At 65.5% G+C, this 25,780-nt stretch carries 28 protein-coding genes and 1 tRNA gene; 14 read left to right on the top strand and 15 right to left on the bottom strand.

What is annotated here, in order from left to right:
* Nucleotides 1–53: 53 nt before the first annotated feature.
* The 3 genes from A7X65_RS32450 to A7X65_RS32440 are packed head-to-tail and all read left to right on the top strand — an operon-like array spanning nucleotide 54 to nucleotide 1,551.
* A complete protein-coding gene (locus tag A7X65_RS32450; RefSeq protein WP_063692988.1) occupies nucleotides 54–482 on the top strand; it encodes a DoxX family protein in 429 nt (142 codons plus the stop codon).
* Between the two features lie 21 nt (nucleotides 483–503).
* The gene (locus tag A7X65_RS32445; protein ID WP_063692982.1) at nucleotides 504–965 is read left to right on the top strand and encodes a DsrE family protein; all 462 of its coding nucleotides are present in this window, start codon (nucleotides 504–506) and stop codon (nucleotides 963–965) included.
* A complete protein-coding gene (locus tag A7X65_RS32440; protein ID WP_063692980.1) occupies nucleotides 958–1,551 on the top strand; it encodes a TlpA family protein disulfide reductase in 594 nt (197 codons plus the stop codon). Before A7X65_RS32445 ends, A7X65_RS32440 begins: the two co-directional genes overlap by 8 nt.
* 7 nt (nucleotides 1,552–1,558) lie before the next feature.
* Here A7X65_RS32440 and A7X65_RS32435 read toward each other — a convergent pair whose 3' ends face one another.
* From A7X65_RS32435 to A7X65_RS32425, 3 genes are all read right to left on the bottom strand, one after another.
* A complete protein-coding gene (locus tag A7X65_RS32435) occupies nucleotides 1,559–2,698 on the bottom strand; it encodes an amidohydrolase/deacetylase family metallohydrolase (protein ID WP_063692978.1) in 1,140 nt (379 codons plus the stop codon).
* A gap of 202 nt (nucleotides 2,699–2,900) precedes the next feature.
* Nucleotides 2,901–4,361, bottom strand: a complete 1,461-nt coding sequence (locus tag A7X65_RS32430; RefSeq protein WP_063692976.1) for a catalase — start codon at nucleotides 4,359–4,361, stop codon at nucleotides 2,901–2,903.
* A 116-nt stretch (nucleotides 4,362–4,477) separates the two neighbouring features.
* On the bottom strand, nucleotides 4,478–5,119 hold the full coding sequence (locus tag A7X65_RS32425) for an HD domain-containing protein (protein WP_063692974.1): 642 nt from the start codon (nucleotides 5,117–5,119) through the stop codon (nucleotides 4,478–4,480).
* A gap of 118 nt (nucleotides 5,120–5,237) precedes the next feature.
* Between A7X65_RS32425 and A7X65_RS32420 the strand changes: the two genes are divergently transcribed.
* A complete protein-coding gene (locus A7X65_RS32420; protein ID WP_063692973.1) occupies nucleotides 5,238–6,230 on the top strand; it encodes a GlxA family transcriptional regulator in 993 nt (330 codons plus the stop codon).
* A 211-nt stretch (nucleotides 6,231–6,441) separates the two neighbouring features.
* A complete protein-coding gene (locus A7X65_RS32415; protein ID WP_156528315.1) occupies nucleotides 6,442–7,476 on the top strand; it encodes a TRM11 family methyltransferase in 1,035 nt (344 codons plus the stop codon).
* Between the two features lie 25 nt (nucleotides 7,477–7,501).
* Here A7X65_RS32415 and A7X65_RS32410 read toward each other — a convergent pair.
* The 6 genes from A7X65_RS32410 to A7X65_RS32385 form a co-directional block, all read right to left on the bottom strand.
* Nucleotides 7,502–7,578 (bottom strand) — tRNA-Arg (locus A7X65_RS32410).
* A 102-nt stretch (nucleotides 7,579–7,680) separates the two neighbouring features.
* Entirely contained in the window at nucleotides 7,681–8,637 is a 957-nt protein-coding gene (locus A7X65_RS32405; RefSeq protein ID WP_063692970.1) for a tripartite tricarboxylate transporter substrate-binding protein, read from the bottom strand.
* 50 nt (nucleotides 8,638–8,687) lie between these two features.
* Nucleotides 8,688–9,059, bottom strand: a complete 372-nt coding sequence (locus tag A7X65_RS32400; protein ID WP_063692969.1) for a dimethylsulfonioproprionate lyase family protein — start codon at nucleotides 9,057–9,059, stop codon at nucleotides 8,688–8,690.
* Between the two features lie 28 nt (nucleotides 9,060–9,087).
* Nucleotides 9,088–9,726 (bottom strand): RraA family protein, encoded by a 639-nt coding sequence (locus A7X65_RS32395; RefSeq protein ID WP_063692967.1) that lies wholly within the window; start codon nucleotides 9,724–9,726, stop codon nucleotides 9,088–9,090.
* A 27-nt stretch (nucleotides 9,727–9,753) separates the two neighbouring features.
* Nucleotides 9,754–11,271 carry an AMP-binding protein gene (locus tag A7X65_RS32390; RefSeq protein ID WP_063692965.1) on the bottom strand — a complete coding sequence of 506 codons (1,518 nt, stop codon included), beginning with the start codon at nucleotides 11,269–11,271 and terminating at the stop codon, nucleotides 9,754–9,756.
* A gap of 90 nt (nucleotides 11,272–11,361) precedes the next feature.
* Entirely contained in the window at nucleotides 11,362–12,390 is a 1,029-nt protein-coding gene (locus A7X65_RS32385; RefSeq protein ID WP_063692963.1) for an alpha/beta hydrolase, read from the bottom strand.
* Nucleotides 12,391–12,599: 209 nt separating this feature from the next.
* Here A7X65_RS32385 and A7X65_RS42905 point away from each other — a divergent pair, with 209 nt between their 5' ends.
* Entirely contained in the window at nucleotides 12,600–13,217 is a 618-nt protein-coding gene (locus A7X65_RS42905; RefSeq protein ID WP_063692957.1) for a hypothetical protein, read from the top strand.
* Nucleotides 13,218–13,416: 199 nt separating this feature from the next.
* On the opposite strand, the gene A7X65_RS41070 is transcribed toward A7X65_RS42905, so the two are convergent.
* Nucleotides 13,417–13,623 (bottom strand): hypothetical protein, encoded by a 207-nt coding sequence (locus A7X65_RS41070; protein WP_082885138.1) that lies wholly within the window; start codon nucleotides 13,621–13,623, stop codon nucleotides 13,417–13,419.
* Between the two features lie 17 nt (nucleotides 13,624–13,640).
* Nucleotides 13,641–14,648: a 2-dehydropantoate 2-reductase gene (locus tag A7X65_RS32375; RefSeq protein ID WP_063693840.1), complete on the bottom strand. Its 1,008-nt coding sequence runs from the start codon at nucleotides 14,646–14,648 to the stop codon at nucleotides 13,641–13,643.
* 162 nt (nucleotides 14,649–14,810) lie between these two features.
* On the opposite strand from A7X65_RS32375, the gene A7X65_RS32370 reads away from it, so the two are divergent.
* On the top strand, nucleotides 14,811–15,413 hold the full coding sequence (locus A7X65_RS32370; RefSeq protein WP_063692955.1) for a YidB family protein: 603 nt from the start codon (nucleotides 14,811–14,813) through the stop codon (nucleotides 15,411–15,413).
* Between the two features lie 42 nt (nucleotides 15,414–15,455).
* Entirely contained in the window at nucleotides 15,456–15,728 is a 273-nt protein-coding gene (locus tag A7X65_RS32365; protein ID WP_063692953.1) for a GlsB/YeaQ/YmgE family stress response membrane protein, read from the top strand.
* Nucleotides 15,729–15,919: 191 nt separating this feature from the next.
* Here A7X65_RS32365 and A7X65_RS32360 read toward each other — a convergent pair whose 3' ends face one another.
* Nucleotides 15,920–16,705: an SDR family NAD(P)-dependent oxidoreductase gene (locus tag A7X65_RS32360; protein ID WP_063692951.1), complete on the bottom strand. Its 786-nt coding sequence runs from the start codon at nucleotides 16,703–16,705 to the stop codon at nucleotides 15,920–15,922.
* Nucleotides 16,706–16,952: 247 nt separating this feature from the next.
* Here A7X65_RS32360 and A7X65_RS32355 point away from each other — a divergent pair, with 247 nt between their 5' ends.
* From A7X65_RS32355 to A7X65_RS32345, 3 genes are read left to right on the top strand one after another with little or no spacing between them, the layout of a single operon-like run.
* Nucleotides 16,953–18,017 carry an acyl-CoA dehydrogenase family protein gene (locus A7X65_RS32355; protein ID WP_063692949.1) on the top strand — a complete coding sequence of 355 codons (1,065 nt, stop codon included), beginning with the start codon at nucleotides 16,953–16,955 and terminating at the stop codon, nucleotides 18,015–18,017.
* Nucleotides 18,018–18,032: 15 nt separating this feature from the next.
* Nucleotides 18,033–19,193, top strand: coding sequence for an acyl-CoA dehydrogenase family protein (locus A7X65_RS32350; protein ID WP_018316466.1), 1,161 nt, complete (start codon nucleotides 18,033–18,035; stop codon nucleotides 19,191–19,193).
* Between the two features lie 15 nt (nucleotides 19,194–19,208).
* The gene (locus A7X65_RS32345) at nucleotides 19,209–20,021 is read left to right on the top strand and encodes an enoyl-CoA hydratase/isomerase family protein (RefSeq protein WP_063692946.1); all 813 of its coding nucleotides are present in this window, start codon (nucleotides 19,209–19,211) and stop codon (nucleotides 20,019–20,021) included.
* 171 nt (nucleotides 20,022–20,192) lie between these two features.
* On the opposite strand, the gene A7X65_RS32340 is transcribed toward A7X65_RS32345, so the two are convergent.
* From A7X65_RS32340 to A7X65_RS32330, 3 genes are all read right to left on the bottom strand, one after another.
* Entirely contained in the window at nucleotides 20,193–20,948 is a 756-nt protein-coding gene (locus A7X65_RS32340) for a VOC family protein (protein WP_063692944.1), read from the bottom strand.
* A gap of 2 nt (nucleotides 20,949–20,950) precedes the next feature.
* On the bottom strand, nucleotides 20,951–21,730 hold the full coding sequence (locus A7X65_RS32335) for an enoyl-CoA hydratase (RefSeq protein ID WP_145669419.1): 780 nt from the start codon (nucleotides 21,728–21,730) through the stop codon (nucleotides 20,951–20,953).
* 135 nt (nucleotides 21,731–21,865) lie between these two features.
* Nucleotides 21,866–23,074, bottom strand: coding sequence for an ABC transporter substrate-binding protein (locus A7X65_RS32330; protein WP_063692941.1), 1,209 nt, complete (start codon nucleotides 23,072–23,074; stop codon nucleotides 21,866–21,868).
* Between A7X65_RS32330 and A7X65_RS42200 the strand changes: the two genes are divergently transcribed.
* From A7X65_RS42200 to A7X65_RS32320, 3 genes are all read left to right on the top strand, one after another.
* Entirely contained in the window at nucleotides 23,073–23,288 is a 216-nt protein-coding gene (locus A7X65_RS42200; protein WP_145669214.1) for a hypothetical protein, read from the top strand. The genes A7X65_RS32330 and A7X65_RS42200 overlap by 2 nt on opposite strands.
* 194 nt (nucleotides 23,289–23,482) lie before the next feature.
* Nucleotides 23,483–24,253, top strand: coding sequence for a thermonuclease family protein (locus A7X65_RS32325; RefSeq protein ID WP_430643690.1), 771 nt, complete (start codon nucleotides 23,483–23,485; stop codon nucleotides 24,251–24,253).
* Nucleotides 24,254–24,285: 32 nt separating this feature from the next.
* Nucleotides 24,286–25,776: a M48 family metalloprotease gene (locus A7X65_RS32320; protein ID WP_063692940.1), complete on the top strand. Its 1,491-nt coding sequence runs from the start codon at nucleotides 24,286–24,288 to the stop codon at nucleotides 25,774–25,776.
* Nucleotides 25,777–25,780 lie beyond the last annotated feature (4 nt).

Genomic DNA, 25,780 nt, shown 5'->3' with positions numbered 1-25,780 from the left:
AAAAATGGAGAAACCATCAAATGGTGGCAACCCTCACATCCCGGAGAACCACCATGTCCACCACCACCTTCGAGACCGCCACCCCCGGCCGCGCCCTCCGCATCGGCCTCTGGGCCGCCCAGGTCGTCCTCGCCTTCGTCTTCATCTCGGCCGGGTTCGTCAAGCTGACCACGCCGATTCCGCAGCTGGCCGCGATGATGCCATTTGCCGGGGAGTATTCCGAAACATTCGTCCGTTCCGTCGCCCTGGTCGATCTCGCCGGTGGCATCGGCATTCTTCTGCCGTCGCTGACGCGGATCCTGCCGCGACTGACGGTGTTGGCCGCGCTGGGCTGCTCCGTGCTGCAGGTGTTCGCATTCGCCTTCCATCTCTCGCGCGGCGAAGCGGCGACGACACCGCTCAACATCGTCCTGCTCGCGCTCAGCCTGTTCGTGCTGTGGGGACGCAACAGCAAGGCACCGATCGCAGCGCGGCAGTTCTGACCCGGCTGGAGCCTCGCCGCCATGATCTCAGCCAACGGATGGTCCCGCAGGGGACTGCTCGCCGGAACCGCGATCCTCACCGCCGGCGGCGCTGCCGCCGCCAAAGAGGATCGTCTCGCCGACGGTGTCGTGATCCTGATCGACAGCAACGAGCCCTATGTCATGGGTCATGCGATCAGCTACTCGGCCAACCTCTCAAAGCATTTTGCCGAGCGGGGCGCGCGATTGCTGATCGAGGTCGTCGCCAACGGCAAGGGCATCGACGTCTTCCGCGCAGACAAGACGCCGCTGGTCGAACCGCTGGCGACGCTGCGGCAGTCGGTGCCCAACCTCACCTACAGCATGTGCGCCTCGTCGAAGACCATCGCCGAAGCCAAGGAGCAGATCTCGATCCCGCTGATATCGGGCGCGAACCTCGTCCCGTTCGGGATCGGTCGCGTCGTCGATCTGCAACTGAAGGGCTGGGCCTATATCCATGCGTGACGACGCGCGCGAAGGTATTGCGATGTCGCGGCGATCGATCCTGATGGCCGCGGCAGCCTCTCTCGCTGTCCCGCACGCCGCCCGCGCGCAGGAGAGCTGGCCGCCGGTGTTCGAGGCCGGCCGCAGCCAGTTCACGCTGGTGCGGCCGCACGCATCGATGCCGCAGCTCAGGCTTCAGGACCTCCACGGCCGCGATGCGGTCGTGGAGGCGAAGCCGGGCCGCATCACGCTGGTGAACTTCTGGGCGACCTGGTGCGCGGCCTGCAAGCTTGATCTGCCGACGCTCGCAAGCCTCAAAGCCTCGCGCCCCGACCGGCTCGACATCGTCGCGATCTGCACGGACACGAAGGACCTGGGCAAGATCCGCAGCTTTCTCGGCGGGCTCGCCGTGAAAGACCTCGCCTGCTATGCCGACGCCTATGGCGCCGCGGCTGAGGCATCCAAGGCGATGTTTTCCATCCTCGGCATGCCCATCACCTATCTGGTCGGCGCCAGCGGTCGCGTCGAGGGCTACATCATGGGCGCGCCCGATTGGCTCTCACCGGCGGGCGCGCGCCTGCTGCAGTTCTATCGCGAGCAGGCTTAGCGCTGCGTCAATTCGGGTGCCACCAGCGGCCGCCGATGACGACGCCTTCGGACGCGATCTTGCGATCGCCGATCAGGTGCTCGCCGACGACATCCTCATAGTCGAACTGGCCCTGCTTGATGCTGATCAGCGTGGCGTCGCCGACGCTGCCGGGCTTGAGACTGCCGAGTTCGGGCCGGCGCAGCGCCATCGCCGCGTTCACGGTCGAAGCCGCGATCACGTCCGACAGCTCCATGCCCATGCACAGGAACTTCGACATGGTCGTCACCTGGTCGAAAGCGGGGCCGTCGATACAGAGCTGATGGATGTCGGACGAGATGGTGTCCGGATAGAATCCGTTGGCGAGCATCGCGCGCGCGGTCTTGAACGCGAACGAGCCCTTGCCGTGGCCGATATCGAACAGCACGCCACGCTCGCGTGCGTCCAGCACCGCCTTCTTCACCGTGCCCTGCGCCGTCGCCGGCGTGTTGGGGAAGGGACGGAACGCATGGGTCAGCACGTCGCCGGGACGCAGGCGCGCCAGCACGTCCTCGTAGCTCGGCGGCGGATGGTCGATATGCGCCATCAAGGGCATGCCGACCTCGTTCGCGACCTCAAGCGCGATGTCGAGCGGCACGGCGCCTGACGTGCCCGAAGAATGCAGGCCGACGCGCACCTTGATGCCGACGATGAGATCGCGGTTTTCATCGGCCACCTTGGCCGCCTCGATCGGATTCATCAGCCTGAGCTCCTCGCTCTCGCCGACCATGATCCGGTGCGAGAAGCCGAAGATGCCGGCATGCGAGACGTGCAGATAAGCCAGGATGCGGACCTGGCTCGGCTCGATCACGTGCTTGCGGAAGCCCGCGAAATTTCCGGGGCCGGCGCTGCCGGTGTCGACCGCGGTGGTGACGCCGGACAGGCGGCAGAATTCCTCGGCATCGATGCCGAGCGACGTGCCGCCCCAATAGACATGGGTGTGCAGATCGATCAGCCCCGGCGTCACGATGTATTTGGAAACGTCGCGCACATCGGTGCCGGGATCGGCCTTGAGCCCGGTGCCGATCGCCGCGACCTTGCCGCCCGAAAAGGCGACATCCGTCACGGCATCGAGCTTCTGCGAGGGGTCAACGACCCGCCCGCCACGCAGGATCAAATCGAAAGGCATTCTGGTCTCCGGATGTCGCGATGAGGCGGCCTGACGATGGGCCAGCCAAAGGAAGGAAGCCTCACACTTCTAGCAATTTTTGCGCCGGAGTCCCGGGCAAACCGAGACGATGACCCATGACAAAATGGCGATCCCGGGAGGGACGTGCTTCGGGCCCTTGGGCCTGAAACCCGTCTCTTCCCGGGATCCCTCTCGAAGCGGTCTATGCGGGGCGGACCGTGGCAAGGCGCTCCAACGCCTTGCGGACACCGGCGCCATAGGCCGGGTCGGCCTTCGTGCAGTTCGCGATGTGCCGCTCCTGGATATGGACCGCCGCGCCGCCGACGCTGCGCGCCGTGTTGTCGAACAGGATCTGCCGCTGCGCCGCGTTCATCTTGCGGAACAGATCGCCGGGCTGCTGATAATGGTCATCATCGACGCGATGATCCCAATGGGCGGCCGCGCCGTCGATCTCCAGCGGCGGCTCGTTGAGATCCGGCTGGTCGGTCCACTCGCCGTGGCTGTTCGGGAAATAGGTCGGCGTCCGGCCGAGATTGCCGTCCGTCCGCATCGCACCGTCGCGATGGTAGCTGTGATACGGACATTTCGAAGCGTTGACCGGAATCAGATGATGGTTGACGCCGAGGCGATAGCGCGCCGCGTCGCCATAGGAGAACAGGCGCGCCTGCAGCATCTTGTCGGGCGAGAAGCCGATGCCGGGCACGATATGGGCGGGCGAGAAGGACGCCTGCTCGACCTCGGCGAAGACGTTCTCGGGATTGCGGTTCAGCTCGAAATAGCCGACCTCGATCAACGGGAAGCTCGCCTTGGGCCAGACCTTGGTCAGATCGAACGGGTTGAACGCAAACGCCCTGGCTTGTTCGTCGGTCATGACCTGCACGAACAGGGTCCAGCGCGGGAATTCGCCCCGCTCGATGCTGCCGAACAGATCGCGTTGATGGGATTCGCGGTCCTTGCCGACCAGCGTCTCGGCCTCGGCGTCCGAGAGGTTCTCGATACCCTGCTGGGTGCGGAAGTGAAACTTGACCCAGGTCCGCTCGTTGGCTGCGTTGATGAAGCTGTAGGTGTGGCTGCTGAAGCCGTGCATGTGGCGGTAGCTTCTGGGAATGCCGCGCTCGCTCATGACGATGGTGACCTGATGCAGCGCCTCGGGCAGCAGCGTCCAGAAATCCCAATTGTTGTCGGCGCTGCGCATGCCGGTGCGCGGATCGCGCTTGATCGCGTGATTGAGATCGGGGAAACGCAGGGGATCGCGGAAAAAGAACACCGGGGTGTTGTTGCCCACCATGTCCCAGTTGCCCTCCTCGGTGTAGAACTTCAGCGCAAAGCCGCGGATGTCGCGCTCGGCGTCGGCCGCGCCGCGCTCGCCGGCGACGGTCGAGAACCGCGCGAACATCGGCGTCTGCTTGCCTATTCCTGAGAAGATCTTCGCCTTGGTGTAGCGGGTGATGTCGTGGGTCACCGTAAAGGTGCCGAAGGCGCCGGAGCCCTTGGCGTGCATGCGTCGCTCCGGAATCACCTCGCGATCGAAATGCGCCAGCTTCTCGATCAGCCAGACGTCCTGCAGCAGCGCTGGCCCGCGGCGCCCCGCGGTCATGATGTTGAGGTTGTCGCTGACGGGCGCGCCCGTCGCATGGGTCAAACGTTTCGGCTCATCGGCCATGGGATGCTCCTGAATGTGGGGTTATCGGGTATTCGCTGCCCGCGCGCGAAATCGCAGGCTCGCACGTGTCCTCGGCAGTCGATTTCGAGATCGCACTGTCCTTGCGCGAACGCCGCTCAGCCGTGCCAATGCGAGTTGCGGATGACGCTGCAGAAATTGCCGCGATGGAAATGCGGCTCCTTGTCGGCGATGACATCGGCCTTGACGTTGCCGAAGGTCGTCTCCGGCCTGTGCTTGATGCCGTCGTAGAACGCCTGGATGATGTCTTCCTTGAAGTGCGGCGTGCGCGGAAACGCCTTCACGACCGCCTCGCGCTCCGCGTCGGGATATTCCTTGTAGGTAAGCCCGAGCACGTCCATCTCGACGCCGGCGGTCACCAGCGCGACGACGGGATGCATGTGCTGCGGCACGCCGGGCGTGGTGTGCAGCGCGATCGCGGTCCAGACCGTATAGGCGTCGGCTTCGGAGACGCCGTGGCTGCGCAGGAAATCGCGCGCGGCATGCGCGCCGTCGACCTCGAACCGTTCGTGCCGGCTGCCATGGCCCGGCATCAGACCGATGTCGTGAAACATGGCGCCGGCGTAGAGCAGCTCGCGGTCGAACGTCAGCCCGCGGCGGATGCCGGCCAGCGCGCCGAAATGATAGACGCGGCTGGAATGGTTGAAGAGCAGATCCGTCTCGGTGTCGCGGATGTAGTCGGTGATGGTGCGCGCCAGCTTGCTGTCGGGAATGGCGGCGGCTCCGGTGATCTCTTCCATGATGGTCTCCTGAATTTCTATGGTGGCGGCGAAGGTAAGTCCAGGCTAGATTGTCCTCAATTGACGTAATACGTCTAAAACGGACAAATACCTGCCAAGGCGGACACGGGAGCCGGACATGGGCGCGAAGCCGAAATCGAGGACCGTTGTGATCGTTGCGCTGCCCGGCGTGCAGCTTCTCGACGTCGCCGGCCCGCTCGACGTTTTCGCCGAGGCTAATCTGCAGGCCGGACATCAGGCCTATGTGCTGTTCGTGGCGGGCGCGGAGCCGGGTCCGATCCGCAGCTCCTCAGGCGTGCGCCTGATGCCCGACCGCATCCTCGATCGCGGCTTCCAGGAGAGCATCGACACCTTGCTGATCGCGGGATGCCCGAACGCCGCCGACGTGCCGCCGGACGGACTGGTGATCGACTGGCTCCGCCGGCGTGCGGGAAGGACGCGGCGTTTCGGCTCGGTCTGCTCGGGCGCGTTCTTTCTTGCGGCAGCGGGCCTTCTCGATGGCAAGCGAGTCACGACACATTGGGCGGTCGCGGACCGGCTCGCCGAAAAATTCCCGTCGGTCACCATCGACAAGGACGCGATCTATGTCACCGACGGCAAGCTCCGCACCGCCGCCGGCGTGACCGCGGGGCTGGATCTGGCGCTCGCTCTCGTCGAGGAAGATCTCGGACGCGAGATTGCGATGAGGGTCGCAAGCCAGCTCGTGATGTTCTTCAAGCGCCCGGGCGGGCAGATGCAGTTCACCCGCAAGGGCGAGACCGTGCCCGCCGGCCGCGCCGCGCTGCAGGAGCTGCAGCGCTGGGTCGCCGCCAATCCCGGACTGGATCACAGCGTCGCCAGCCTTGCGGCGCGCATGGACATCAGCCCGAGGCATTTTGCGCGACTGTTCCGTGCCGAAGTCGGCATCACGCCCGCGACCTGGGTGGAGGAGGCCCGCGTCAATGCGGCAAGGCGCCTGCTGGAACTCGGCAACGAGGCGCCCAAGCAGGTCGCCCTGCATTGCGGCTTTGCCGACGCCGACACATTGCGCCGCGCCTTCGCCCGCCATGTCGGCGTGACGCCCGCCGAATACCGCAAGCGCTTCGCGCGGATCTCGGGCTCGGCGATCTAAGGAAGGACGAAATGGCGATCCTAGCGAGAGGTAGATACTCGCTCCGGCCGGCGCATTTTTGGGAGAAATGCCGGAACGGCGCTTGCGCTCTCGACCGATTTATCGGCAATTTGCCCGCTCTTTGTATCTCCGAGGCAGACTGAGCAAGACTGAGGCTGACGCCCCTACGGGGGCTGCCGACAGCCGCTCTAGCCTCGAATCCAGCAGAAGAGTGGCTTACGTACCGACCATGACCTCTACGAACACCTTCGTCGCGCAGGTCGCGCCACAGAGAAGCAGTCAATACTCCAATCTGGCCCGCGACCTCGCTGCCGCCGAACTGCTGGCGTCGCCGCTGGGGCAGACGCTCTCGGACGTGTCGCTGGAGCAGATCGCCGGGCAGGACTACGTCAGGTTCACAAAATCGGGCGGCGAACTGACGGAGCAGCATCGCAGACAGCTCGCCAGCATGGCGATGATCGGGAACGTCTTCGAGCTTTTCGACTCCATCGACGCCGTGCAGGGCCCGTTGCTGCGGCCGGTCGCGGTCAGCTATCCCTTTGCCATCTCCCGGGACCTGCCTTCCATCAGACGCTACAAGGGAAAGACGAGCGAGTTTTTCACGCAATTCGTCTGCAACATCGCCAAGAACGCTTCCGACTTCCGCGACCTGGATTGGCGTGAACTGAAGTTGCTCGATCCGCTATGCGGCGGCGGAACGAGTCTCTTCGTCGGGCTGTCGCTCGGTGCCAGTGTTGCCGGTGTCGAACTCGAGCAGAGCGACATCGAGTCCACAGCCACCTTCCTCATGCAATATTGTCGCGAGAACCGAATATCGCTGTCGAAGACGCAGGAGCGCCTCCGAAAGTTGGGGAATGCGCACCGCTGGACCTTTCAGATCGGAAGGAACGATCCTCTTCGCTGCATGCTGGTGAGCGGAGGCGGTGCCGCGGCGAAGGAGCTGACATCCGGCTTCGGTCAACCCCACCTCATCGTCGCAGACTTGCCTTACGGCATTCAGCACAACGCCCCGCTGCAGGACCTTTTGAGCGGTTGTCTACCCGCCTGGGCCAAGCTGCTGCTGCCGGGCGGCTGCATGGCCTTTTCCTGGGATTCGACGCGCTTCACGCGCGAAGACATGGTGGCATTCGTCCAGGACACCGCGCCTTTCGACGTCGTCCAGACCCCGCCCTACGACAATCTTGCGCATCGCGTCGACCGCGTGATCAAGCGGCGCGACGTCATCGTGGCAAGGGTCCGTCGCTGAATTCGACGCTGCGATGGGGAGAGGCTGGCGATCCCGGCATGACTCGAACATGCGACCTACGGTTTAGGAAACCGCCGCTCTATCCGGCTGAGCTACGGGACCGCGGAACCCGCCGCGAGGCGGGTTGCCTGGAGCTGTACATATCAAAGCGAGAGCCAAATCGGAAGCCCTCGCCGCGGCCAATACAGGCGTCCGCCGGCAGCCTTACGCCTTGATATTGTTGTCCTTCACCACCTTGCCCCAATAGGCGACCTGCTTGTCGAAGAAGGTCTTGAAGGCGGGGCCGTCCTGGAGCAGCAGCGTCATCTGCTGCGTTTCCTTGAGCTGGGCGGCGGTCGCGGGCTCGCTCAGGATCTCCTTCGAGGCCGTCGCCATGGCCGAGACGATATCGGGCGGCGTGCCCGCAGGCGCAAACACGCCCCACCAGGCCAGCGTCTCGAAATCGGGAAAGCCGGCCTCGATCGCGGTCGGCGTGTCCGGCAGGTTCGGCAGCCGCTCGCGGCCGAGCTGCAGGATCGGGTGCAGCATGTTGGTGCCGAGCTGGGCCGCGACCAGCGCCGCCGATCCCGCGATGAGATCGACATGGCCGCCGAGCACGTCGTTCATGGCCGGGCCGCCGCCGCGATAGGGCACGTGCATGATCTCGACGCCGGCCTTGCTGCCGAGCACGGTCATGGCGAGATGGCCGAGCGTGCCGATGCCGACGGAGGCGTATTTCACCGCGCCGGGCGTCGCCTTGCAGGCGGCGACCACGTCGGCAAAGGTCTTGTAGGGACGGCCGGCGCCGGCCGCGATCACGTAAGGCGCCGTGCCGATCAGCAGCACCGGCATCAGCTCGCGCTCGACGTCGACCGGCGGCTTGTCGAGGATCGAGGGGATCACCGCGTGGGAATCGAAGGTGACCAGGAAGGTCGAGCCGTCGGCCGGGCTCTTGGCGACCTGCGCCGCCCCGAGCGCGCCGGCCGCACCCGACTTGTTCTCGACCACCACGATGCGGTTGAGCTTGGTCTGCAGGTTGCTCTGGAGCAGCCGCGCCATCGCGTCGGTCGAGCCGCCCGGTGGAAACGGCACGACGAGCGTGATTTTCGAAGCCTGCGCGCTCGCCGGTGCCATCCCCAGGATGGCGGGCGCGGCCAGCAGCGCCCGTCGTGTGATCGTCATGGTCCCCTCCCTTTTGTTTCTTGCGCTTTGCTTTTTTGCTTTTGAGCGCTTTAGGTCGTCCCGAAGCCCGACCCTGCTTTTTTGTATTCTGGCCGAGGCGGACTGAAGATGTCCAGCACGCGGGCGCCGTCGGGGCCCGCGCGCATGGTGTGCGGCACGTTGCCGGGCGTGCGCCAGAAATCGCCCTTCTTCACCGGGATCTCCTCGTCGCCCTGCACGCGGATGGCGGAGCCGTCGAGCAGCACGCCCCATTGCTCCTCGGGATGATGATGCAGCGTGCCCTGCGCATGCGGCGCCAGCGTCACCACGGACAGCATCGCCTGCTCGCCGGAGAAGATACGCGTGGTCACCCCCGCCGCGAGCTCGCGGAACAGCCCATCGTCGGGATTGTCGATGTTGTGAAATTCGTCCTTCTGGCTCACGCCATTCTCCCCTTTTGTTGTCGTTTGATCAGGACTTCCCATACGAGCCCTGATAGCGGCCCTCGCGGATCGCCTTCATGGTCTCCTCCTCGCGCGCGACCTGGGCACGCACCGCTTCCAGCAACGCCGCCGCACCCGCGGCTGGGAACGACACCACGCCGTCCTCGTCGCCAACGACGACGTCGCCGGGCGAGATCACGCTGCCGCCGACGGAGACCGGCACGTTGATCTCGCCGGGGCCGTTCTTGTAGGGGCCGCGATGGATCACCGCGCGGGCGTAGCAAGGGAAGTCGTCGGCCGCGAACGCCGCGACATCGCGGATCGCGCCGTCGATGACATAGCCTTCGGCTTTGCGCCATTGCGCGATGTTCTTCATGATCTCGCCGACCAGCGCTCGCGTCTCGTCGCCGCCGCCGTCGACCACGATGACGTCGCCGGGCCCAACCAGCTCCAGTGCGCGGTGGATGGCGAGATTGTCGCCGGGCCGCGTGCGCACCGTGAAGGCCGTGCCCACCAGCTTGCCGCCGCGGTGATAGGGCTTCAGACCGACCGCGCCGGGCAGGCGGGCGAGATTGTCGGAGATGACCGACGTCGGCGCACCGCGAAATCCCTCGATGATCTCGGCCGGCGGTTTGGGCACGCTGTTCGCTGCGATGGTGATGGTCATGTCAAGACAGTCCTTTCGTGGATTTTCTTATTCAGCGTGCGCCCGCGCCTTCGCCGGCATGATCCGGAAGGCGCGCCCTTCCTTCATCCACGCCGCGCGCTCGTCGCGCAACAGGGTGCGGCGGACTTTTCCGGAATCATCGCGCGGCGGGGCGCTGACGAACTCGAAGCTCTCAGGGTGCTTGTAGCGGCTGAGCCGGTCCTTGAGGAAATCCGCCATGCCGTCGGCGATCTCCTGGCCATCCGCATGGCTCTCCGGCTCGATGATGGCGTGCACGCGCTGGCCCAATTCCGGATCGGGCAATCCCACCACCACGCAGGACCGCACGCCGGGCGCCTCGGAGACCGCGGCCTCCACCTCCGCCGGATAGATGTTGGCGCCGCCGCGCAAGACCATGTCGGCGAGACGGTCGCCGAGATAGAGATAGCCTTCGGCATCGAGCCGGCCGATATCGCCGAGCGATTCCCAGCCGTCCGCGCGGCGCTTCGGCTCGGCGCCGAGATAATGATAGGTGGCGTCCTTGCCGTCATTGTTAAGGAAATAGATCTCGCCGGTCTCGCCCGGCGCGACGTCGTTCCCGTCCTCGCCGACAATGCGAAGCTTCGCCATCTCGCCGATCTTGCCGACCGACCCCTTGTGCGCCAGCCATTCCGTCCCTGATATGATGCAGGAGCCTTGCCGCTCGGTGCCGCCATAGAGCTCCCAGACGCGTTCGGGCCCGAGCCAGGAAATCCAGTTCTCCTTCAGCCAGGGCGGCATGGGTGCCGCCATGTGAAACACCGTCTGCAGGCTCGATACGTCATAGGCGCTACGCACGTGCTCGGGCAGTGCCCAGATCCGGTGCATCATGGTCGGCACGAAATTGACCCATTGCACGCGCTCGCGTTCGATCTGCCGCAGCGTTTCCTCGGCATCGAACTTGACGAGGCCGGTGAGCTGACCGCCGGTGAACAGCGCATAATGCGACACGATGAACGGCGCATTGTGGTAGAGCGGACCGGGATTGAGCAGCGAGACGCCGAAGGGGATGTTGAGCGGCGGCGTTGCGACCGTGTCGGTGACCGCCGGCTGGTGATCGAGGATCACCTTGGGACGGCCGGTCGAGCCGCCCGAGGTCATGGCCTTCCAGTAGCGTGCCACCGGCGGATTGAGCGGCTCGTCCGAAAAGCCTTCCGGCACGAAATCCGCTGGCAGACGATTGGGCGCGTTCCAGTCGGCTTCGCCGCCGACGACGAGCGCAGGCTTGAGGATGTCGAGCACCGCGGCGGCCTCGCCGCGCGGCAGCCGCCACGACAGCGAGGTCGGCGTCGCCCCGCACTTCCACACTGCAAAGGATGTCTCGAAGAAGGCGTTGCCGTTGGGCAATCCGATCGCGACGAAATCGCCGGGCTTGACGCCCTTGGCCGCGAACGCCCGCGCGCGCCGGTTGGCGCCGCGCTCGAGCTCGTCCCATGTGAGTGTGTCCTGTCCGTGGCGGACGGCGATCGTGCCTTGCGGTTTGCGTTGAGCGTACCAGCGCGGCACGTCGGACAGGGGCAGCAGCATCAGGCGTTTCCACTTCGTCTTTTTGGCGGCGCCCCGGTGCGAGGCGCTCGCGGGACGAAGTGTAACAGCGAGAGCTGCGCCTTCAAGACGTCAGCGCTCGGCGCCGCAGCCCGGACTGTCGAACAGCGCGGCAAGGCCGCATTTTGAGGTCAGCATCCTGTCGCCATCATGGCCGACGCCGGCGACATCCCAGACCCGGTGATTGGGCGTGCCTTGATCGCGCTTCGCCATCGCATCGGCATAGGCATGGCCGCGCGCATAGCGCGTGGCGCCTTGCGCCTCGGCCATGCAGCTCTTGTCCAATGCGGAGTGCTTCGGATTGGTGTCGAGCGTGCCGAGCAGGTAGATCACCTCGCGCTCGACATAGCGCTGCTCGAGGGCCGCCGGTGTCGCGTCCGCAAGATAAGGCGGACGGCCACCCATGCCGTATTTCCAGTTGTCGTAGCCGGGACAGGATGCCGCAACCTTCGGCAGGGGCCGCTCACCGCTGAAATAGGCGTAGGACGAGGGATTGGCGACGACGTAGCGGATGTCGATGTGCTGGCGCAGCAGGGGCGCCTCGCCCTTGCTCGCGATCGCATAGCGCTGCACGACCTGGCCGCCGCCGGAATGCCCGGCGACCACGACCTGCTTCAGGTTCGGGAAGACGCGCCGGTCCGAGAGCTTTGCCAGGATCGCATCCAGCGCCTCGAAGGACGACACCGGATTCGGAGCGAGCGCGGCATCGCCGCCCTCCCATCCCTCCAGCGACCAGCGCAGCGTGTCCGCGGGCGGCTTGTGCGCCTCGATGTCGACCTCCGCCAGGAATTGGGGAACGATCATGAGTGCGCTCTTGCCGTCGTCGCCCGCCGCAGCCTGCGCGTTGTTGGCCGATATGTAATATTCGTCGGCATTGCGCAGGCGTCCATGCAGCACGATGACCGCGCGCAGGACCGCCGGCAGCGGCATCGACCAGTCGCGGGAGAGGTAGAGCGGCAAAATGCCCCGCCCGCCGACCGAGAGCCGCGCATCGCCGATGGCCTTCACCGGCTTGCGGTTGGGTGCATCCTCGTCCGCTGCGAAGGCATGGCCGCAACTCAGCACCAGGGCGAGTGCGGCAAGTCGGGCCAGCGCGCGCATGACGGAGATTCCCCCTCGGATTCAGATCGATAAAAGTCTAAGCGCAACATGTGCCGCGCGGCTGTGACTCCCGGGCCACGTCAAGCAAAAAATGTCAGCATCCCAGCCATGAAAATCCCGGGTTCCATGGGTGACAAGCCGGCGATAAAGGGGCAAAAATCCGGCTCGACTCAGTTCGAGTTGAGTCTCGTAAGGAATGCTCTCGTAGAATGTCTGTCGTCGTTGCATCGCGTCGTGCGGCGCTTCTCGTTGCCGCAGCAGGATTTTTTCTGCTGACGCCGTCGCATGCCCAGGCCCAATGGTGGAAGCGCGCCCCGGTCGACTTCGAGGAATGCGCCGATGCCGCCGAGAAGGCCGCAACCAAGGCCGAGAAGACATCCGCGCTCGCCGATTGCAACGCCAAGTTCGCCGGCCGCCGCAAGCCGGGCGGCGGCTACACCTATTACGACTTCCTCCAGGACCGCACCTTTGACATCGCAGGTCCCAACCCGACGCCGGAAGAGCAGAGGAAGATCGACGAAACCTACACGGCGTATCTCGCCAACCAGCGCCGCAGCAATGAAGCGGCCCAGGCCACCGCGCGTCAGCAGCGCGAGCAGCAGGAACAACAGGTCCAGCAGCTGCAGCAGGTCGCACTGCGAACCGAGACCGCGCGCGTACCGGTGCCGGTCGAGCGGCCGAAGGTGCAGCAGAGCGTCGGCCAGCGACCAAAGGGCGCATGCACCAAGGGCTCGTTCTCCTGCGAATGGCCGCGCCTCTCGGAAAGCTTGAACGATCTGAAGAAGCTGTTCAACCCGACGCCGAGCAAGCCGGCGAAGAAGGGCTGAGGCGTGTAATTCACGTCCCGCTACCGCCACACACTCCGCTGTCGTCCCGGCGAAGGCCGGGACCCATAACCACAAGGAGGAGTTTGGCGAAGACTAGCAATGATCTCTTCGTCGGAACGAACACCGCGTCCTATCGATAAATCACGCGGTATGGGTCCCTGCCTTCGCCGGAACGACGGCGGAGAATGTGGCTTCAGTTCTACCGCTTCTTCTTGCTCCGCTTCGGCTTCGTCACCGGCGCGATCGCAGGCGCCGTCACCGTCGAACCACCCAATTGCGACCTGCTCTCCTGCAATCGCCTGTCATAGCCGGGCGAGTTCATGACCGTCGGGGGCCTCGCATAGGCGAGCGTCGATGCGCCGCAGAGGGCGGCAAGTGCGAGCCCGATCATCAAACAACGCTTCATCGCGCTCCTCCTTGCAGTCAGACCGTCCCGCGAATCTGCTGCGGCGTGAGCCCGGGCGGGCCCTCGCCGGCAATCTCGGCCTCCCTGATCAGCGCAACAATGCGGCGCATCAGCGGCACGGCGACATCGTTCTGCTCGGCCAGCGCAATGACCGCGCCCTGCAGATAGTCGATCTCGGTCTTGCGGCGCTGCTTCAGATCCTGCCACATCGAGGAGCGCGCCTCTGGGTCGATCTTCATCGTGCGTCCGAGGATCGCGTTGAAGATCATGTCGGGCAGCCGCAGCAGGGTCGGCGACCAGTTCATCGGGATCGGCGTCGAGGAGACCGGCGCGATGCCGGCGGCCTGCAGCGCTGCCAGTCCTTCCGCCATCTGGTCGGCGAACAGCCTGCGCCAGTCGCGATTGGCAAGTTGCGCGGCGAGCGGCATATCGGACAGCGCGCTGAGCGCGTTATTCAGATTGATGATCAGCTTGCCCCATTGCACGCCGGTGATGTCCGCGCTTGCGCGCACGTTCAGCCCGGGCACCGAAAGCGCCGCGGCTGTGTTCGCCTCGTCTTGCCCGACATGGATGTCGCCGGAGCTCGAGCGGTGGAAGCGCCCCTCGCCCATCGCCACCACGTTGAACGGCACCATGCCGGCGAGCACGCGCCGGCCGCCGAGGCGTTCGCGCAGGACGGCGACATTGCCGATCCCGTTCTGAAGCGAGACGATGACGGCATCCTCGGGCGCATGCTGCGCGATCTGGTCCGCGACGGCGGCGGTGTCGGCGCTCTTCACCGTCACAAGCACGATGCCGGCGCTGTGGAAGATCGAAGGGTCTTCCGAGAGGGCGAGCCGGCCGGCGCCGAGCTTCGTCTCGGAGCCGTCGAAATCGGTCAGAAGCAGGCCGAACCGCTCGATCTCGGTCTTCACCCGCGGCCGCACCAGCAGCGCGACGCGGCGGCCGGCGGATGCCAGCATGCCGCCGACGAAACAGCCGATGGCGCCTGCGCCGGCCACCACGATGGGTCGATCCGTAACCACCATGTTCTCCTTAACGTCCCGCCTTCGATAGCAGAGGCAGCGCCGCCTGCCCATTGGCTGCGCCGCATCCGCCTTGTAACCGTCATGAGAGCCCCATATGTTTTCGCCCCGGGGGCAGTCAGCGGCGAGAATTCGCCGAACGAGACGCCAAAGGAGAGCACCATGGGTCTACTCGACGTCCTCAACGGCATGCAGAATGGCCCCCGCGGCTCAAGCACGCCGAGCTCCGAGCAATCCTCCGGCGGCATGTCGCCGATGACCATGGCACTGCTCGGCCTGCTCGCCTGGAAGGCATTCAAGCATCTGACCGCCGGACAGCCTGACGCAGCTCCGGCCCCGCAGCAGCGCTCACCGCTGCCGCCTCCGACACCTGCGAACACGGGCGGCAACGTGCTTGCCGGCGGCCCCGGTGGCAGTGGCGGTCTCAGCGATCTGCTCAAGGGCGGCCTCGGCGGCCTGCTCGCGGGCGGCGCGGCCGGTACCGTGCTCAGCGGCGGGCTCGGCGATCTCCTCAACCAGCTCCAGCAGGGCGGCCACGGCGATGCCGCGAATTCCTGGGTCGGCAAGGGTGAGAACAAGCCGATCGCGCCCGGCGATCTCGCCAATGCGCTCGGCGCCGACCAGATCGAGAGCCTGTCCGCCCAAAGCGGGCTGTCGCAGCAAGAGCTGCTCTCCGGCCTCAGCCAGTATCTGCCGCAGGTGATCGACCACCTGACGCCGGACGGGCGGCTGCCGACCGAGAACGAGCTATCCGACAGGATTTAGTCAAAGTCCGATCGACATCTTCGAGGCAAGGGGAGCACTGTCATGAGTTTCGGCGGCCTGTTGTGGATCATCATCGTCGGCTTCATCGCCGGCCTCATCGCGCGCTGGCTCGCGCCGGGGCCGAACAATCCGAGCGGGTTCATCCTCACCACCATCCTCGGCATTGCCGGCGCGTTTCTGGCGACCTTCATCGGCCAGGCCATCGGCCATTACAGCCCCGACCAGGGCGCCGGTTTCATCATGGCTACGATCGGCGCGGTGGTGGTGCTGTTCATCTGGCACCGGCTGGTGGCGAGCGGCGTGATAAAAGGGTAGCGCGTCGTCGCGTTACGGCGCGCCCTATCAACAAATTCGGTGTCGTCCCGGCGCAGGCCGGGACCCATAGCCACCGAATTTGGTTTGGCGAAGACTTGGAGTTACCAGTTTGCGCTACGACCACGGACTGTGGTTATGGGTCCCGGCCTGCGCCGGGACGACACTTGTATTTGCCGCACTCGCGGGGCGTCTCACGTAATCAAATGCATCCCCGCATCCATGCGCACGACCTCGCCGGTCATGTTGCTGGACGCCGGCATCGCGAGGAAGCAGACGAGCTGCGCGATGTCTTCCGCGGATGAGGCGACCTTGAGCGGTACCTTCGCTATCACGCTGTCGCGCACCTGCTTGGCACCGGCCTCGCCGCGGCCCTTGGTGAACCAGGGCGTGTCGATATAGCCGGGGCACACCGTGTTGACGCGGATCAGCGGCGCCAGCGCGCGCGACAGCGACAGGGTCATCGTGTTCAGCGCGCCCTTGCTCGCGGCATAGGCGATCGACGAACCGACGCCGCTGATGCCGGCGACCGACGACACGTTCACCACGGCTGACGGACGCCCCGAAGCCTTCGCTCCGGCTTCGAGTAGGCTGCGCGCTGCGCGCACCATCTGGAACGGGCCGATGGTGTTGACGCCGTAGAGGCGCTGGAAATCTTCCGCCGACAATCCGTCGAGATCGGCATGGGCGACATGCTTGGTGGTGCCGGCATTGTTGACGAGAACGTCGAGCCGGCCCCAGCCGCTCGCCGCCGCGACGATCTTGCGGCAATCCTCATCCTTGGAAACGTCGCCCTGCGCGACCAGCACCTCCGGCGCGCCGGCCTTGCGGCAGAGCTCTGCCGTGGCCTCGGCCTCGGTCTTGCTCGACGAGTAGTTGATGACGAGGCGCGCCCCGCTCCGCGCGAGAATTTCCGCGGTGGCTGCACCGAGGCCGGATGCGGACCCCGTCACGATTGCGCACAAGCCGTCCTTTGCCATCCGGTATTTCCTTCCCTTTGTAAATTACAGGCGCCCTGTTTAGCGAGTTTGCCGCGCCCTGCAAATCGAGCAAACTCCGCTAAGCGGAATTAATCCAGACCGGCTTGCGCCCCCATGCCGCCGCCGCAGATGGGCTTGCGATCAACGCTTGTCAGGGCCATGGCTTTTTCCGATCATCGGGCGCAAGAAGAACCTGCGCGCCGGCCGGTCAGACCGGACGCGCCAATGGCAAAACACGGGGAACGCTGTGGCGGAGAGTGACAATATCGTCGTCGAGACCGCGGAAAAAATCTTCGCCGATCTCGCCGATCCGCAAACCATCAACAACGACAAGAAGGACTCGTGGCAGGCGCCGCTGTGGCAGGCGCTGAGCGAGGCCGGCTTGCCGCTGGCCTGGGTGCCGGACGATCTCGGCGGCTCCGGCGCGAGCCTCGCCGATGGCTTTGCCCTGCTCAATGCCGCCGGCCGCTTCGCCGTCGCGGTTCCCCTCGCAGAAACCATGCTGGCGGGCTGGCTGCTCGCGCAGGCCAAGATCGCCTCGCCCGAAGGCGAGATGACGGTCCTGCCGGCGTCGCCGAAGGATCGCATCACCCTCGATGCCGACGGCGCGCTTTCGGGCCGCGCCCGCGGCGTGCCCTTTGCCAAGGCGGCAAAGCATTTTGCAGTGCTGGCGCAGGGCAAGGACGGCGCGGTCGTTGCGCTGGTCGATGCGGGCAAGGCGCGGATCGAATCCGGGCTCAATGTCGGCTACGACCACAGCGACACCGTGACGCTCGACAAGATTCAGCCGGTCACCGTCAAGCCCGCGCCGAAGGGCTTCGAGCAGACCCATTTGATGCTGATGGGCGGCGTCGCGCGCAGCCTCCAGATCGCCGGCGCGCTGGAATCGATGCTCGACATCTCCGTGCGCTATTCCAACGAGCGCGTCGCCTTCGAGAAGAAGATCTCGAAATTCCAGGCGGTGCAGCACAATCTCGCGCGCCTCGCCGGCGAATCCGCCGCAGCGCTCGCGGCCGCCACCTCGGCCGCCGATGCCATCGCGAATGCAAAAGCCTTCGACGACGAGGTCTATCTCGAAGCTGCCTCAGCCAAGATCCGCTGCGCGGAAGCCGCCGAAAAAGGCGGCAGCATCGCGCACCAGGTCCATGGCGCGATCGGCTTCACCATGGAGCACATCCTGCACCGCTATTCGCTGCGCGCGCTGGCCTGGCGCGACGATTTCGGTTCGGAAAGCCACTGGGCCGTCGAGCTCGGCAAGCTCGTCGCGAAACGCGGCGCCGACGAATTGTGGCCGCTCGTGGCGTCGCGCTGATCGGGGAGAGAACAGATGACCGCAGCCCTTCGTTTCGACCCGATCCGCCTGCCCGAAAAGTGCGAGCAATTGCGCAAGGAAGTGCGCGCGTTCCTCGCCGAGGAGATCGCCGCCGGCACCTTCGATCCGCACAAGCCCAACCGCGAGGACACCGACGCGCCGGAGTTTTCCCGCCGGGTCGGCGCCAAGGGCTGGCTGGGCATGACCTGGCCGAAGAAATATGGCGGCCAGGAGCGCTCGTTCCTCGAGCGCTACGTCGTCACTGAGGAGATGCGCGTCGCCAACGCGCCGACGCGGCGCTTCTTCGTCGCCGACCGCCAGAGCGGGCCGGTGCTGCTGAAATACGCGCCCGAGCACATCAAGATGGACATCCTGCCGCGTATCTGCCGCGGCGAGATCTGCTTCGCCATCGGCATGAGCGAGCCGAACTCGGGCTCGGACCTGTTCGCGGCCAAGACGCGCGCGACCAAGACCGACGGCGGCTATCTCATCAACGGCACCAAGATCTGGACCTCGTCGGCGCATATCGCCGACTACATGATCGCGATCTTCCGCACGTCACAGCCGACCAAGGAAAACCGCCGTCACGGCCTGACCCAGTTCCTGGTCAAGATGAAGCAGCCGGGCATCAAGGTGAACCCGATCGGCCAGATCACCGGCCAGTACGAGTTCAACGAGGTCGTGTTCACCGACTTCTTCGTCCCTGATGATCACGTGCTCGGCGAAGTCGACGGCGCCTGGAAGCAGGCGACCAGCGAGCTCGCCTATGAGCGCTCGGGCCCCGAGCGCTTCCTCGAGACCTACTACGTGCTGACCGAGCTGGTCCGCGCGGTCGGTCCGAACCCGGACACGCGCAGCGCCGAGGGCATCGGCCGGCTCGTCGCCCAGCTTCACACCATGCGGCGCATGTCGGTCTCCGTGGCCGGAATGCTGCAGGCCGGCAAGGAGCCGGTGGTGGAGGCATCCATCGTCAAGGACATCGGCACGGTCTGGGAGCAGCAGCTTCCGCACCGCGTCCGCGATCTCGCCGCCTTCGTCGAGGAGACCGCGACCAATCGCGAGACGCTGGAGCGGCAGCTCGACTTCGCCATCAAGACCGCACCGAAACTCACCATCCAGGGCGGCACCACCGAGGTGCTGCGCGGCATCATCGCGCGCGGACTTGGTTTGCGCTAACGCTTCGAGGACATCATGAGCACCTATAAAGATATCGCCGTTGAGAAGGTCGGCCACGTCGGCACCATCGAGATCCGCCGTCCTCCGCTCAACTTCTTCGACATATCGCTAATCAACCAGATCGCGGATGCGCTCGACGAGTTCGACCGCGACATCGAGATCCGCGCCTCGGTCCTCTCGGCGCAGGGCAAGGCGTTCTGCGCCGGCGCGAATTTCGGCGACCCGGCCCGGCAGGCGCAGGAAGCGCGCGAAGCCGAGAAGAAGGGCGATCCGGCCGACAATCTCGGGCCGATCAACCATCTCTACATCCAGGCCGTGCGCATCTTCCGCGCCAAGAAGCCGATCGTCGCGGCGGTGCAGGGTGCGGCCATCGGCGGCGGCCTCGGCCTCGCGGTCTCCGCGGATTTCCGCGTCACCTGCCCCGAAGCGCGTTTCTCCGCGAACTTCACCAAGCTCGGCTTCCATCCCGGCTTCGGCCTCACCGTGACGCTGCCGGAGCTGATCGGCAAGAACAACGCCGAGCTGATGTTCTACACCAGCCGCCGCGTCACCGGCGAAGAGGCGGTCAAATGGGGCCTCGCCAACGTGCTGGTGCCGCAGGACCAGGTGAAGGCGGAAGCAATGAAGCTCGCCGGCGAGATCGCCGAATGCTCCCCGCTCGGTCTGCTCTCCACCCGGGCCACGATGCGTAATGGTCTCGCCGACCGCGTGATGGCCGCGACCAACCACGAGCTCGCCGAGCAGACCCGCCTGCGCGCGACTGAGGATTTCAAGGAGGGCGTGAAGGCCACCGAAGAGCGCCGCGCAGCGAATTTCAAGGGACGGTAGCGTCTTACAAAACGGTCGCTTCTTTCTTCCTTCTCCCCTTGCGGGAGAAGGTGGCGCGAAGCGCCGGATGAGGGGTATCTCCCCGCTTGCAAGACCACTCGAGAGGACAAAAACCCCTCACCCGTCTCGCCGCTATGCGGCGAGCCACCCTCTCCCACAAGGGGAGAGGGTTTAGAGCGCTGAGCTCACGCGAAACGTCACGCCACCCAGCAAAAACTCATTCCCCGCGACCGCGAGGCCCTTGGCTTTGGCGGCATGCAGCACGCTCGCGGGATCGGCCACCCGAAATTCCAGCGCGCTCATGATCTCGCTCGCGCCCTTCACGAAGCGGAAGGTCGCGTTGGGCAGCTTCAGTTCGGCATCGCGGCTCGCAACACCGATGATCCTGCCCCAATGCTCCGCCAGCGCTTGCGGATCCGGGCTCTGCATCTCCACGACCGTCAGGGCCTGCGTCACGTCCTTGCGAATGAACTTTTGCCAGTCCGGCCCTGCCGGCGGATACGGGCCCAGAATGTCGTCGCTGCCTTCGGTGTGGTTGAACTCGATGAAGGCGGCACGGCAGTCGCGTGGGTGGAGCTGCACGCCGTGATAGGGCGCGTGGTCGATGACGTTGGCCGTGCGTACGCCCATGGCGTTGGCATTGCGGCCGCGCTCGTCCGGATCACCGCAGCAGAAGATCGCCATGTAGCCGCCGCGGCCGCCGGTCTTCTCGATGAAGCGGCCGGCCGTGGTGCCGTCCTTGAACGGCGCCACCACCTCCAGCAGGATCGTGTCGACCGGGAGCAGCGCATTCTCCAGGCCGTATTTCGCGACGTTGCCGTCGCGGTAGCAGACGGAAAGGCCCATGATCCCCGCGATGTCGGAGATCACCGGCTCGAGCTGCGGCGCGACCAGGCAGATCTGCCGCAGGCGCATATAGGATGTCATTGTCACTCGCCCCTGAAGGCGGGCTTGCGTTTCTCGACGAAGGCTTTCGCGGCCTCCTTGTGATCGGCGGTGTCGCCGCAGCGGGTGTGGTGGATGGCTTCGCCGTCGAAGCAGTCTTCCAGCGCCAGATGCTCGGCGTTGTTGATGTTGCGCTTGATGAAGCCGAGCGCGATCGAGGGGCCTTGCGCCAGCGACAGCGCGACGTCGTGCGCGGCCGCGTCGATCTCGGCATCGGGCACCACCTTGGTCACCATGCCGATCGCATGCGCTTCCTTCGCGGTCAGCACCGGCGACATCAGATAGAGCTCGCGCGCCCGCGCGCTGCCGAGCAGCTGGGTCAGGAAATAAGTCCCGCCGTAATCGCCGGAGAAGCCGACCTTGGCGAAGGCCGTCGTGATCTTGCAGGACTCGCTGGCGATACGCAGGTCGCAGGACAGCGCCATCGACAGCCCGGCACCGGCCGCGGCGCCGTCGAGCTGCGCCACCACGGGTTTCGGCATCTGATGCAGGATGCGCGAGACCTCCATGCCGCGGCGCAAATTCGCAAGCTTCTGCTCGAACGGCAGCGGTGCCCGGCCCTCCGCCATCGACTTGACGTCGCCGCCGACGCAGAACGAGCCGCCGGCGCCCTTGAACAGCACCGCGCGCACCTCGGGATCGTCAGCGGCGCGCCGCGCCGCCTCGACCAGCCCGCGCACCATGTCGGGATTGAGCGCATTCTTCCGCTCGGGGCGGTTCATTGTGATGGTGAGCAGGCCGCCTTCGAGCTTTTGCAGGACCATGTCGTTCACGGGCGTCTCCCTTGTTGTTGTTTGGCTCCGTCGTTCCGGGGCTCGCGAAGCGAGAACCCGGAACCTCGAGATCCTCAGGTGCGCAGCTTCGCGCCCCGGGATGACGCCGTGACTTACGTCACGCCGTCACTTCTTCACCAGCGGGCAGCGCGATTGCTCCAGCGACTGGAACGCCTCGCTGCCGGGGACGGTGGCGAGCAGCTTGTAGTCGTCCCAGCGGCCCTTGGACTCCGACGGCTTCTTCACCTCGAACAGGTACATGTCGTGGATCATGCGGCCGTCCTCGCGGATCTTGCCGTTCTTGGCGAAGAAGTCGTTGATCGGCGTCTCCTTCATCACCTTCATCACCGCCGCGGCATCAGTGGTGCCGGCCGCCTTCACGGCTTTCAGGTAATGCGTCACGGACGAGTAGACGCCGGCCTGCGCCGAGGTCGGCGGCCGCTTCACCCGCTCCATGAAGCGCTTCGAGAACGCGCGCGTCTCGTCGTTCATATCCCAATAGAATGCCTCGGCCAGCAGCAGGCCCTGCGCGGTCTCCAGCCCGATCGAGTCGATGTCGGTGACGAAGGCGAGCAGCGGCGAGACCTTCTGGCCACCCTTGGTGATACCGAACTCGGCCGCCTGCTTGATGGCGTTGACGGTGTCGCCGCCGGCATTCGCGAGCCCGATCACCTTCGCTTTTGAGGCCTGGGCCTGGAGCAGGAACGACGAAAAATCCGACGTGTTGAGCGGATGGCGCACGGCGCCGAGCACCTTGCCGCCGGTCTTGGTGACGACGGCGCTGGTGTCCTTCTCCAGATCCTGGCCGAAGGCATAATCGGCGGTGAGGAAGAACCAAGTGTCGAGGCCCGACTTCACGGCCGCAAGGCCGGTGACGTTGGCCTGGCCGTAGGTGTCGAACACGTAGTGGATGGTGTAGGGACCGCAGGCCTCGTTGGTGAGCCGGATCGAGCCCGGGCCGTTGAACATGATGATCTTGTTGCGCGCCTTCGCGATCTCGCCGGCGGCAAGCGCGGTGGCGGAGGCCGCGACATCGTAGATCATCTCGACGCCCTGATTGTCGAGCATGTCGCGCGCGATGTTGGCGGACAGGTCCGCCTTGTTGAGATGGTCTGCCGCCAGCACCTGGATCTTGCGGCCGAGCACTTCGCCGCCGAAATCCTCCACGGCCATCTTCGCCGCGGTCTCGCTGCCGGGGCCGGTGATGTCGGCATACAGGCTCGACATGTCGAGGATGCCGCCGATCTTCAGCGGCGGCTTGTCCTGGGCCTGCGCGGCAGCGCTCGCACTGAGGGCGAACGCGGCGGCAAAAATGCCTGACATAATATGCTTCATGGAAAAGACCTCCCTTTATCGCCTGTCTCTGATGGCGGCTTGGTTATTGCTCTTGGCAAAAGCTGTTGCCGCAATCATGCCGCATGCGCAAGTGCGCAGCAAGCGCAGGTGCGAAGAGGCCGCATGTTGCGCCGCGCGATTTCCGCAAAGCGGAATGGTTGGAAGACGCAAGATTTTCTGCATCGTCGGTTCGACCGCGGAAGCGAACCAATGACGGTGTGAGGCAGCGACGCAGCAACACGCGAACTGTCGTAGGGTGGGCAAAGGCGCGCTCTTCGCGCCGTGCCCACGAACCGGTGCGATGAGCCAAAGACGTGGGCACGCTTCGCTTTGCCCACCCTACGAGAGTCTTCGCGGCTCGCCACGTTTGCGTTAGAACTGGAGCGTAACGCAACCTCTCCGGGCAACGTGACGCGACTGCTTCATCTCACCGTCGCATTCCTTTTCATCGCGGATCACACCGCGTTCGCGACGCCGTGCCTGTTCGAGTCGCAAGGCGAGGGCCGCGTCGCCGCTGTCGTCGATGCGCGCAGCGTGCGTCTCGACGACGGCCGCGAAATCCGCCTCACCGGGATCGAGCCGACGGCGACGACCAAGCAGGCGCTGGCGTCGCTGCTCACCGGGCGCGGCGTGACGCTGCGAAGCGCGGACGACACACCCGATCGCTACGGCCGCCAGGGCGCCTTCATCTTCACCGGCGAAGACGACACCTCGGTGCAGGCCAAGCTCCTGGCCAAGGGCGACGCGATCGTCTCTGCGGAGGTCACCGACAAGGACTGCGCGGCCGCCCTGATGGCGTCGGAGGCCGAGGCCCGGCACCAAAAAATGGGCAGCTGGGCTGACCCGTCGGCCATAAAAAACGCGGAAAGTGCGGACGATATTTTGGCGGGGATCGGGCGCTTTATGGTGGTCGAGGGCAAAGTCCTGTCGGTCCGGCAAGCTGGGGCAATGACCTACCTCAACTTCGGACGGAACTGGACACGCGGCTTTGCCGTGATTATTTCAAGGCGCGTGAGTGCGACCTTCGAAGGCGCCGGGATCCCTCTTAAGTCCTTGGAAAATCGACGAGTTCGAGTCCGAGGCTGGGTTGAGGGGAATGCGGGGCCGCGTATTGAATTGCGTCTCTTGGGACAGGTTGAATTGCTGGGCGCAAACGAGCCTACTGGGGTAGGGCCTTAAGGGCCAGGCACGGGTTAAGCGACGTGAATGGGGTGCTAGAACGGCACGGATTGGGTGATTGCCGCCGCCTGCGGGCAGCGCCGGCCGCGCTTTGCCTTGCGCTGGGCAGCCTTCTCGCGGGCTGCGGCGACATGGGCCGGTTCCAGACCGCGGCCGCCCCGCCGACCGTGGCCATGCCCAAGCCGAAGCCGGCCGTGGCGCAGACTCCCGCCACCGAGAAGGAGCACGAGCGCATCCTGGCGAGCTATGGCGGCACATATGACGACCCCAGGCTCGAATCGCTGGTCAGCAAGACCGTGGACCGGCTGGTCGCCGCGTCCGACCGGCCCGACCAGGGCTACAAGGTCACCATTCTCAATTCCGGCGCGGTGAACGCCTTCGCGCTCCCGAACGGCCAGCTCTATGTCACGCGCGGCCTGCTCGCGCTGGCGAGCGACACCTCCGAATTGTCCTCCGTGCTCAGCCACGAGATGGCGCATGTCCTGTCCAAGCACGCCGCGATGCGCGAGGACCAGGCGCGCCAGGCCGCGATCGTGACCCGTGTCGTCACCGACATGAGCAACGATCCCGACCTCACGGCGCTGGCGCTCGCCAAGACCAAGCTCACCATGGCAAGCTTCTCTCGCAACCAGGAGTTCGAGGCGGACGGCATCGGCGTCGGTATCTCCGCCAAGGCGCATTTCGACCCCTATGGGGCCGCGCGATTCCTTTCAGCGATGGAACGCAATGCCGAGCTGAAGGCCGGCAAGTCTTCGCTCGATCCGCGCGCGCAGGATTTCACCTCGTCGCATCCGGCAACCCCGGAGCGCGTGCAGAACGCGCAGACCATCGCCCGGCAATACGCTGCGCCTGAGGGCGCCGAGCGCGACCGCGAGACCTATCTCGCCGCGATCGACAATCTCGTCTACGGCGAAGACCCCAGCGAAGGCTTCGTCCGCGGCCGCCGTTTCCTGCATCCGAAGCTCGGCTTCACCTTCCAGGCGCCGGACAATTTCACGCTCGACAACACCGCACAGGCCGTGATCGGCGTGCGTGACGGCGGCTCGCAGGCGATGCGCTTCGACGTCGTGCGCGTGCCGGCCGAGCAGTCGCTCGGCGATTACCTCAATTCCGGCTGGATGGAAGGCGTCGAGAAGGCCTCCACCGAGGACATCACCATCAACGGTTTCCCGGCGGCGTCAGCCACCGCCAAGGGCGACCAGTGGCAGTTCAAGGTCTACGCGCTGCGCTTCGGCAGCGACGTCTACCGCTTCATCTTCGCGACGCGGCAGAAGTCAACCGAGAGCGAGCGCAACGCGCGCGAGACCGTCAACTCATTCCGCCGCCTGACCCTCGACGAGATCCAGGCCGCTCGCCCGCTGCGCATCAAGGTCATCACCGTGCAGCCCGGCGACACCGTGGAATCGCTGTCCCACCGCATGGCCGGCGTCGACCACCCCGCCGAGCGCTTCCGCGTGCTCAACGGCCTCGACCGCACCGCGCAGGTGAAGGTGCGCGACCGCGTGAAGATCGTTGCCGATTGAGACT

This window comes from Bradyrhizobium stylosanthis, from assembly GCF_001641335.1.
GTDB classification, from domain to species: domain Bacteria; phylum Pseudomonadota; class Alphaproteobacteria; order Rhizobiales; family Xanthobacteraceae; genus Bradyrhizobium; species Bradyrhizobium stylosanthis.
This window is presented reverse-complemented; position numbering and strand designations above follow the sequence as displayed.

Bases quoted from the DNA above. Each gene is read 5' to 3' on its own strand.
- A7X65_RS32425 (WP_063692974.1), bottom strand. From the start codon at position 5,119: ATGGAAGAGATCACCGGAGCCGCCGCCATTCCCGACAGCAAGCTGGCG.
- A7X65_RS32395 (WP_063692967.1), bottom strand. From the start codon at position 9,726: ATGACCATCACCATCGCAGCGAACAGCGTGCCCAAACCGCCGGCCGAG.
- A7X65_RS32390 (WP_063692965.1), bottom strand. From the start codon at position 11,271: ATGCTGCTGCCCCTGTCCGACGTGCCGCGCTGGTACGCTCAACGCAAA.
- A7X65_RS32435 (WP_063692978.1), bottom strand. From the start codon at position 2,698: ATGCCTTTCGATTTGATCCTGCGTGGCGGGCGGGTCGTTGACCCCTCG.
- A7X65_RS32430 (WP_063692976.1), bottom strand. From the start codon at position 4,361: ATGGCCGATGAGCCGAAACGTTTGACCCATGCGACGGGCGCGCCCGTC.
- A7X65_RS32450 (WP_063692988.1), top strand. From the start codon at position 54: ATGTCCACCACCACCTTCGAGACCGCCACCCCCGGCCGCGCCCTCCGC.
- A7X65_RS32370 (WP_063692955.1), top strand. From the start codon at position 14,811: ATGGGTCTACTCGACGTCCTCAACGGCATGCAGAATGGCCCCCGCGGC.
- A7X65_RS32350 (WP_018316466.1), top strand. From the start codon at position 18,033: ATGACCGCAGCCCTTCGTTTCGACCCGATCCGCCTGCCCGAAAAGTGC.
- A7X65_RS32345 (WP_063692946.1), top strand. From the start codon at position 19,209: ATGAGCACCTATAAAGATATCGCCGTTGAGAAGGTCGGCCACGTCGGC.
- A7X65_RS42200 (WP_145669214.1), top strand. From the start codon at position 23,073: ATGGAAAAGACCTCCCTTTATCGCCTGTCTCTGATGGCGGCTTGGTTA.
- A7X65_RS32330 (WP_063692941.1), bottom strand. From the start codon at position 23,074: ATGAAGCATATTATGTCAGGCATTTTTGCCGCCGCGTTCGCCCTCAGT.
- A7X65_RS42905 (WP_063692957.1), top strand. From the start codon at position 12,600: ATGTCTGTCGTCGTTGCATCGCGTCGTGCGGCGCTTCTCGTTGCCGCA.
- A7X65_RS32340 (WP_063692944.1), bottom strand. From the start codon at position 20,948: ATGACATCCTATATGCGCCTGCGGCAGATCTGCCTGGTCGCGCCGCAG.
- A7X65_RS32420 (WP_063692973.1), top strand. From the start codon at position 5,238: ATGGGCGCGAAGCCGAAATCGAGGACCGTTGTGATCGTTGCGCTGCCC.
- A7X65_RS32365 (WP_063692953.1), top strand. From the start codon at position 15,456: ATGAGTTTCGGCGGCCTGTTGTGGATCATCATCGTCGGCTTCATCGCC.
- A7X65_RS32440 (WP_063692980.1), top strand. From the start codon at position 958: ATGCGTGACGACGCGCGCGAAGGTATTGCGATGTCGCGGCGATCGATC.
- A7X65_RS32385 (WP_063692963.1), bottom strand. From the start codon at position 12,390: ATGCGCGCGCTGGCCCGACTTGCCGCACTCGCCCTGGTGCTGAGTTGC.
- A7X65_RS32405 (WP_063692970.1), bottom strand. From the start codon at position 8,637: ATGACGATCACACGACGGGCGCTGCTGGCCGCGCCCGCCATCCTGGGG.
- A7X65_RS32445 (WP_063692982.1), top strand. From the start codon at position 504: ATGATCTCAGCCAACGGATGGTCCCGCAGGGGACTGCTCGCCGGAACC.
- A7X65_RS32360 (WP_063692951.1), bottom strand. From the start codon at position 16,705: ATGGCAAAGGACGGCTTGTGCGCAATCGTGACGGGGTCCGCATCCGGC.
- A7X65_RS32335 (WP_145669419.1), bottom strand. From the start codon at position 21,730: ATGGTCCTGCAAAAGCTCGAAGGCGGCCTGCTCACCATCACAATGAAC.
- A7X65_RS41070 (WP_082885138.1), bottom strand. From the start codon at position 13,623: ATGAAGCGTTGTTTGATGATCGGGCTCGCACTTGCCGCCCTCTGCGGC.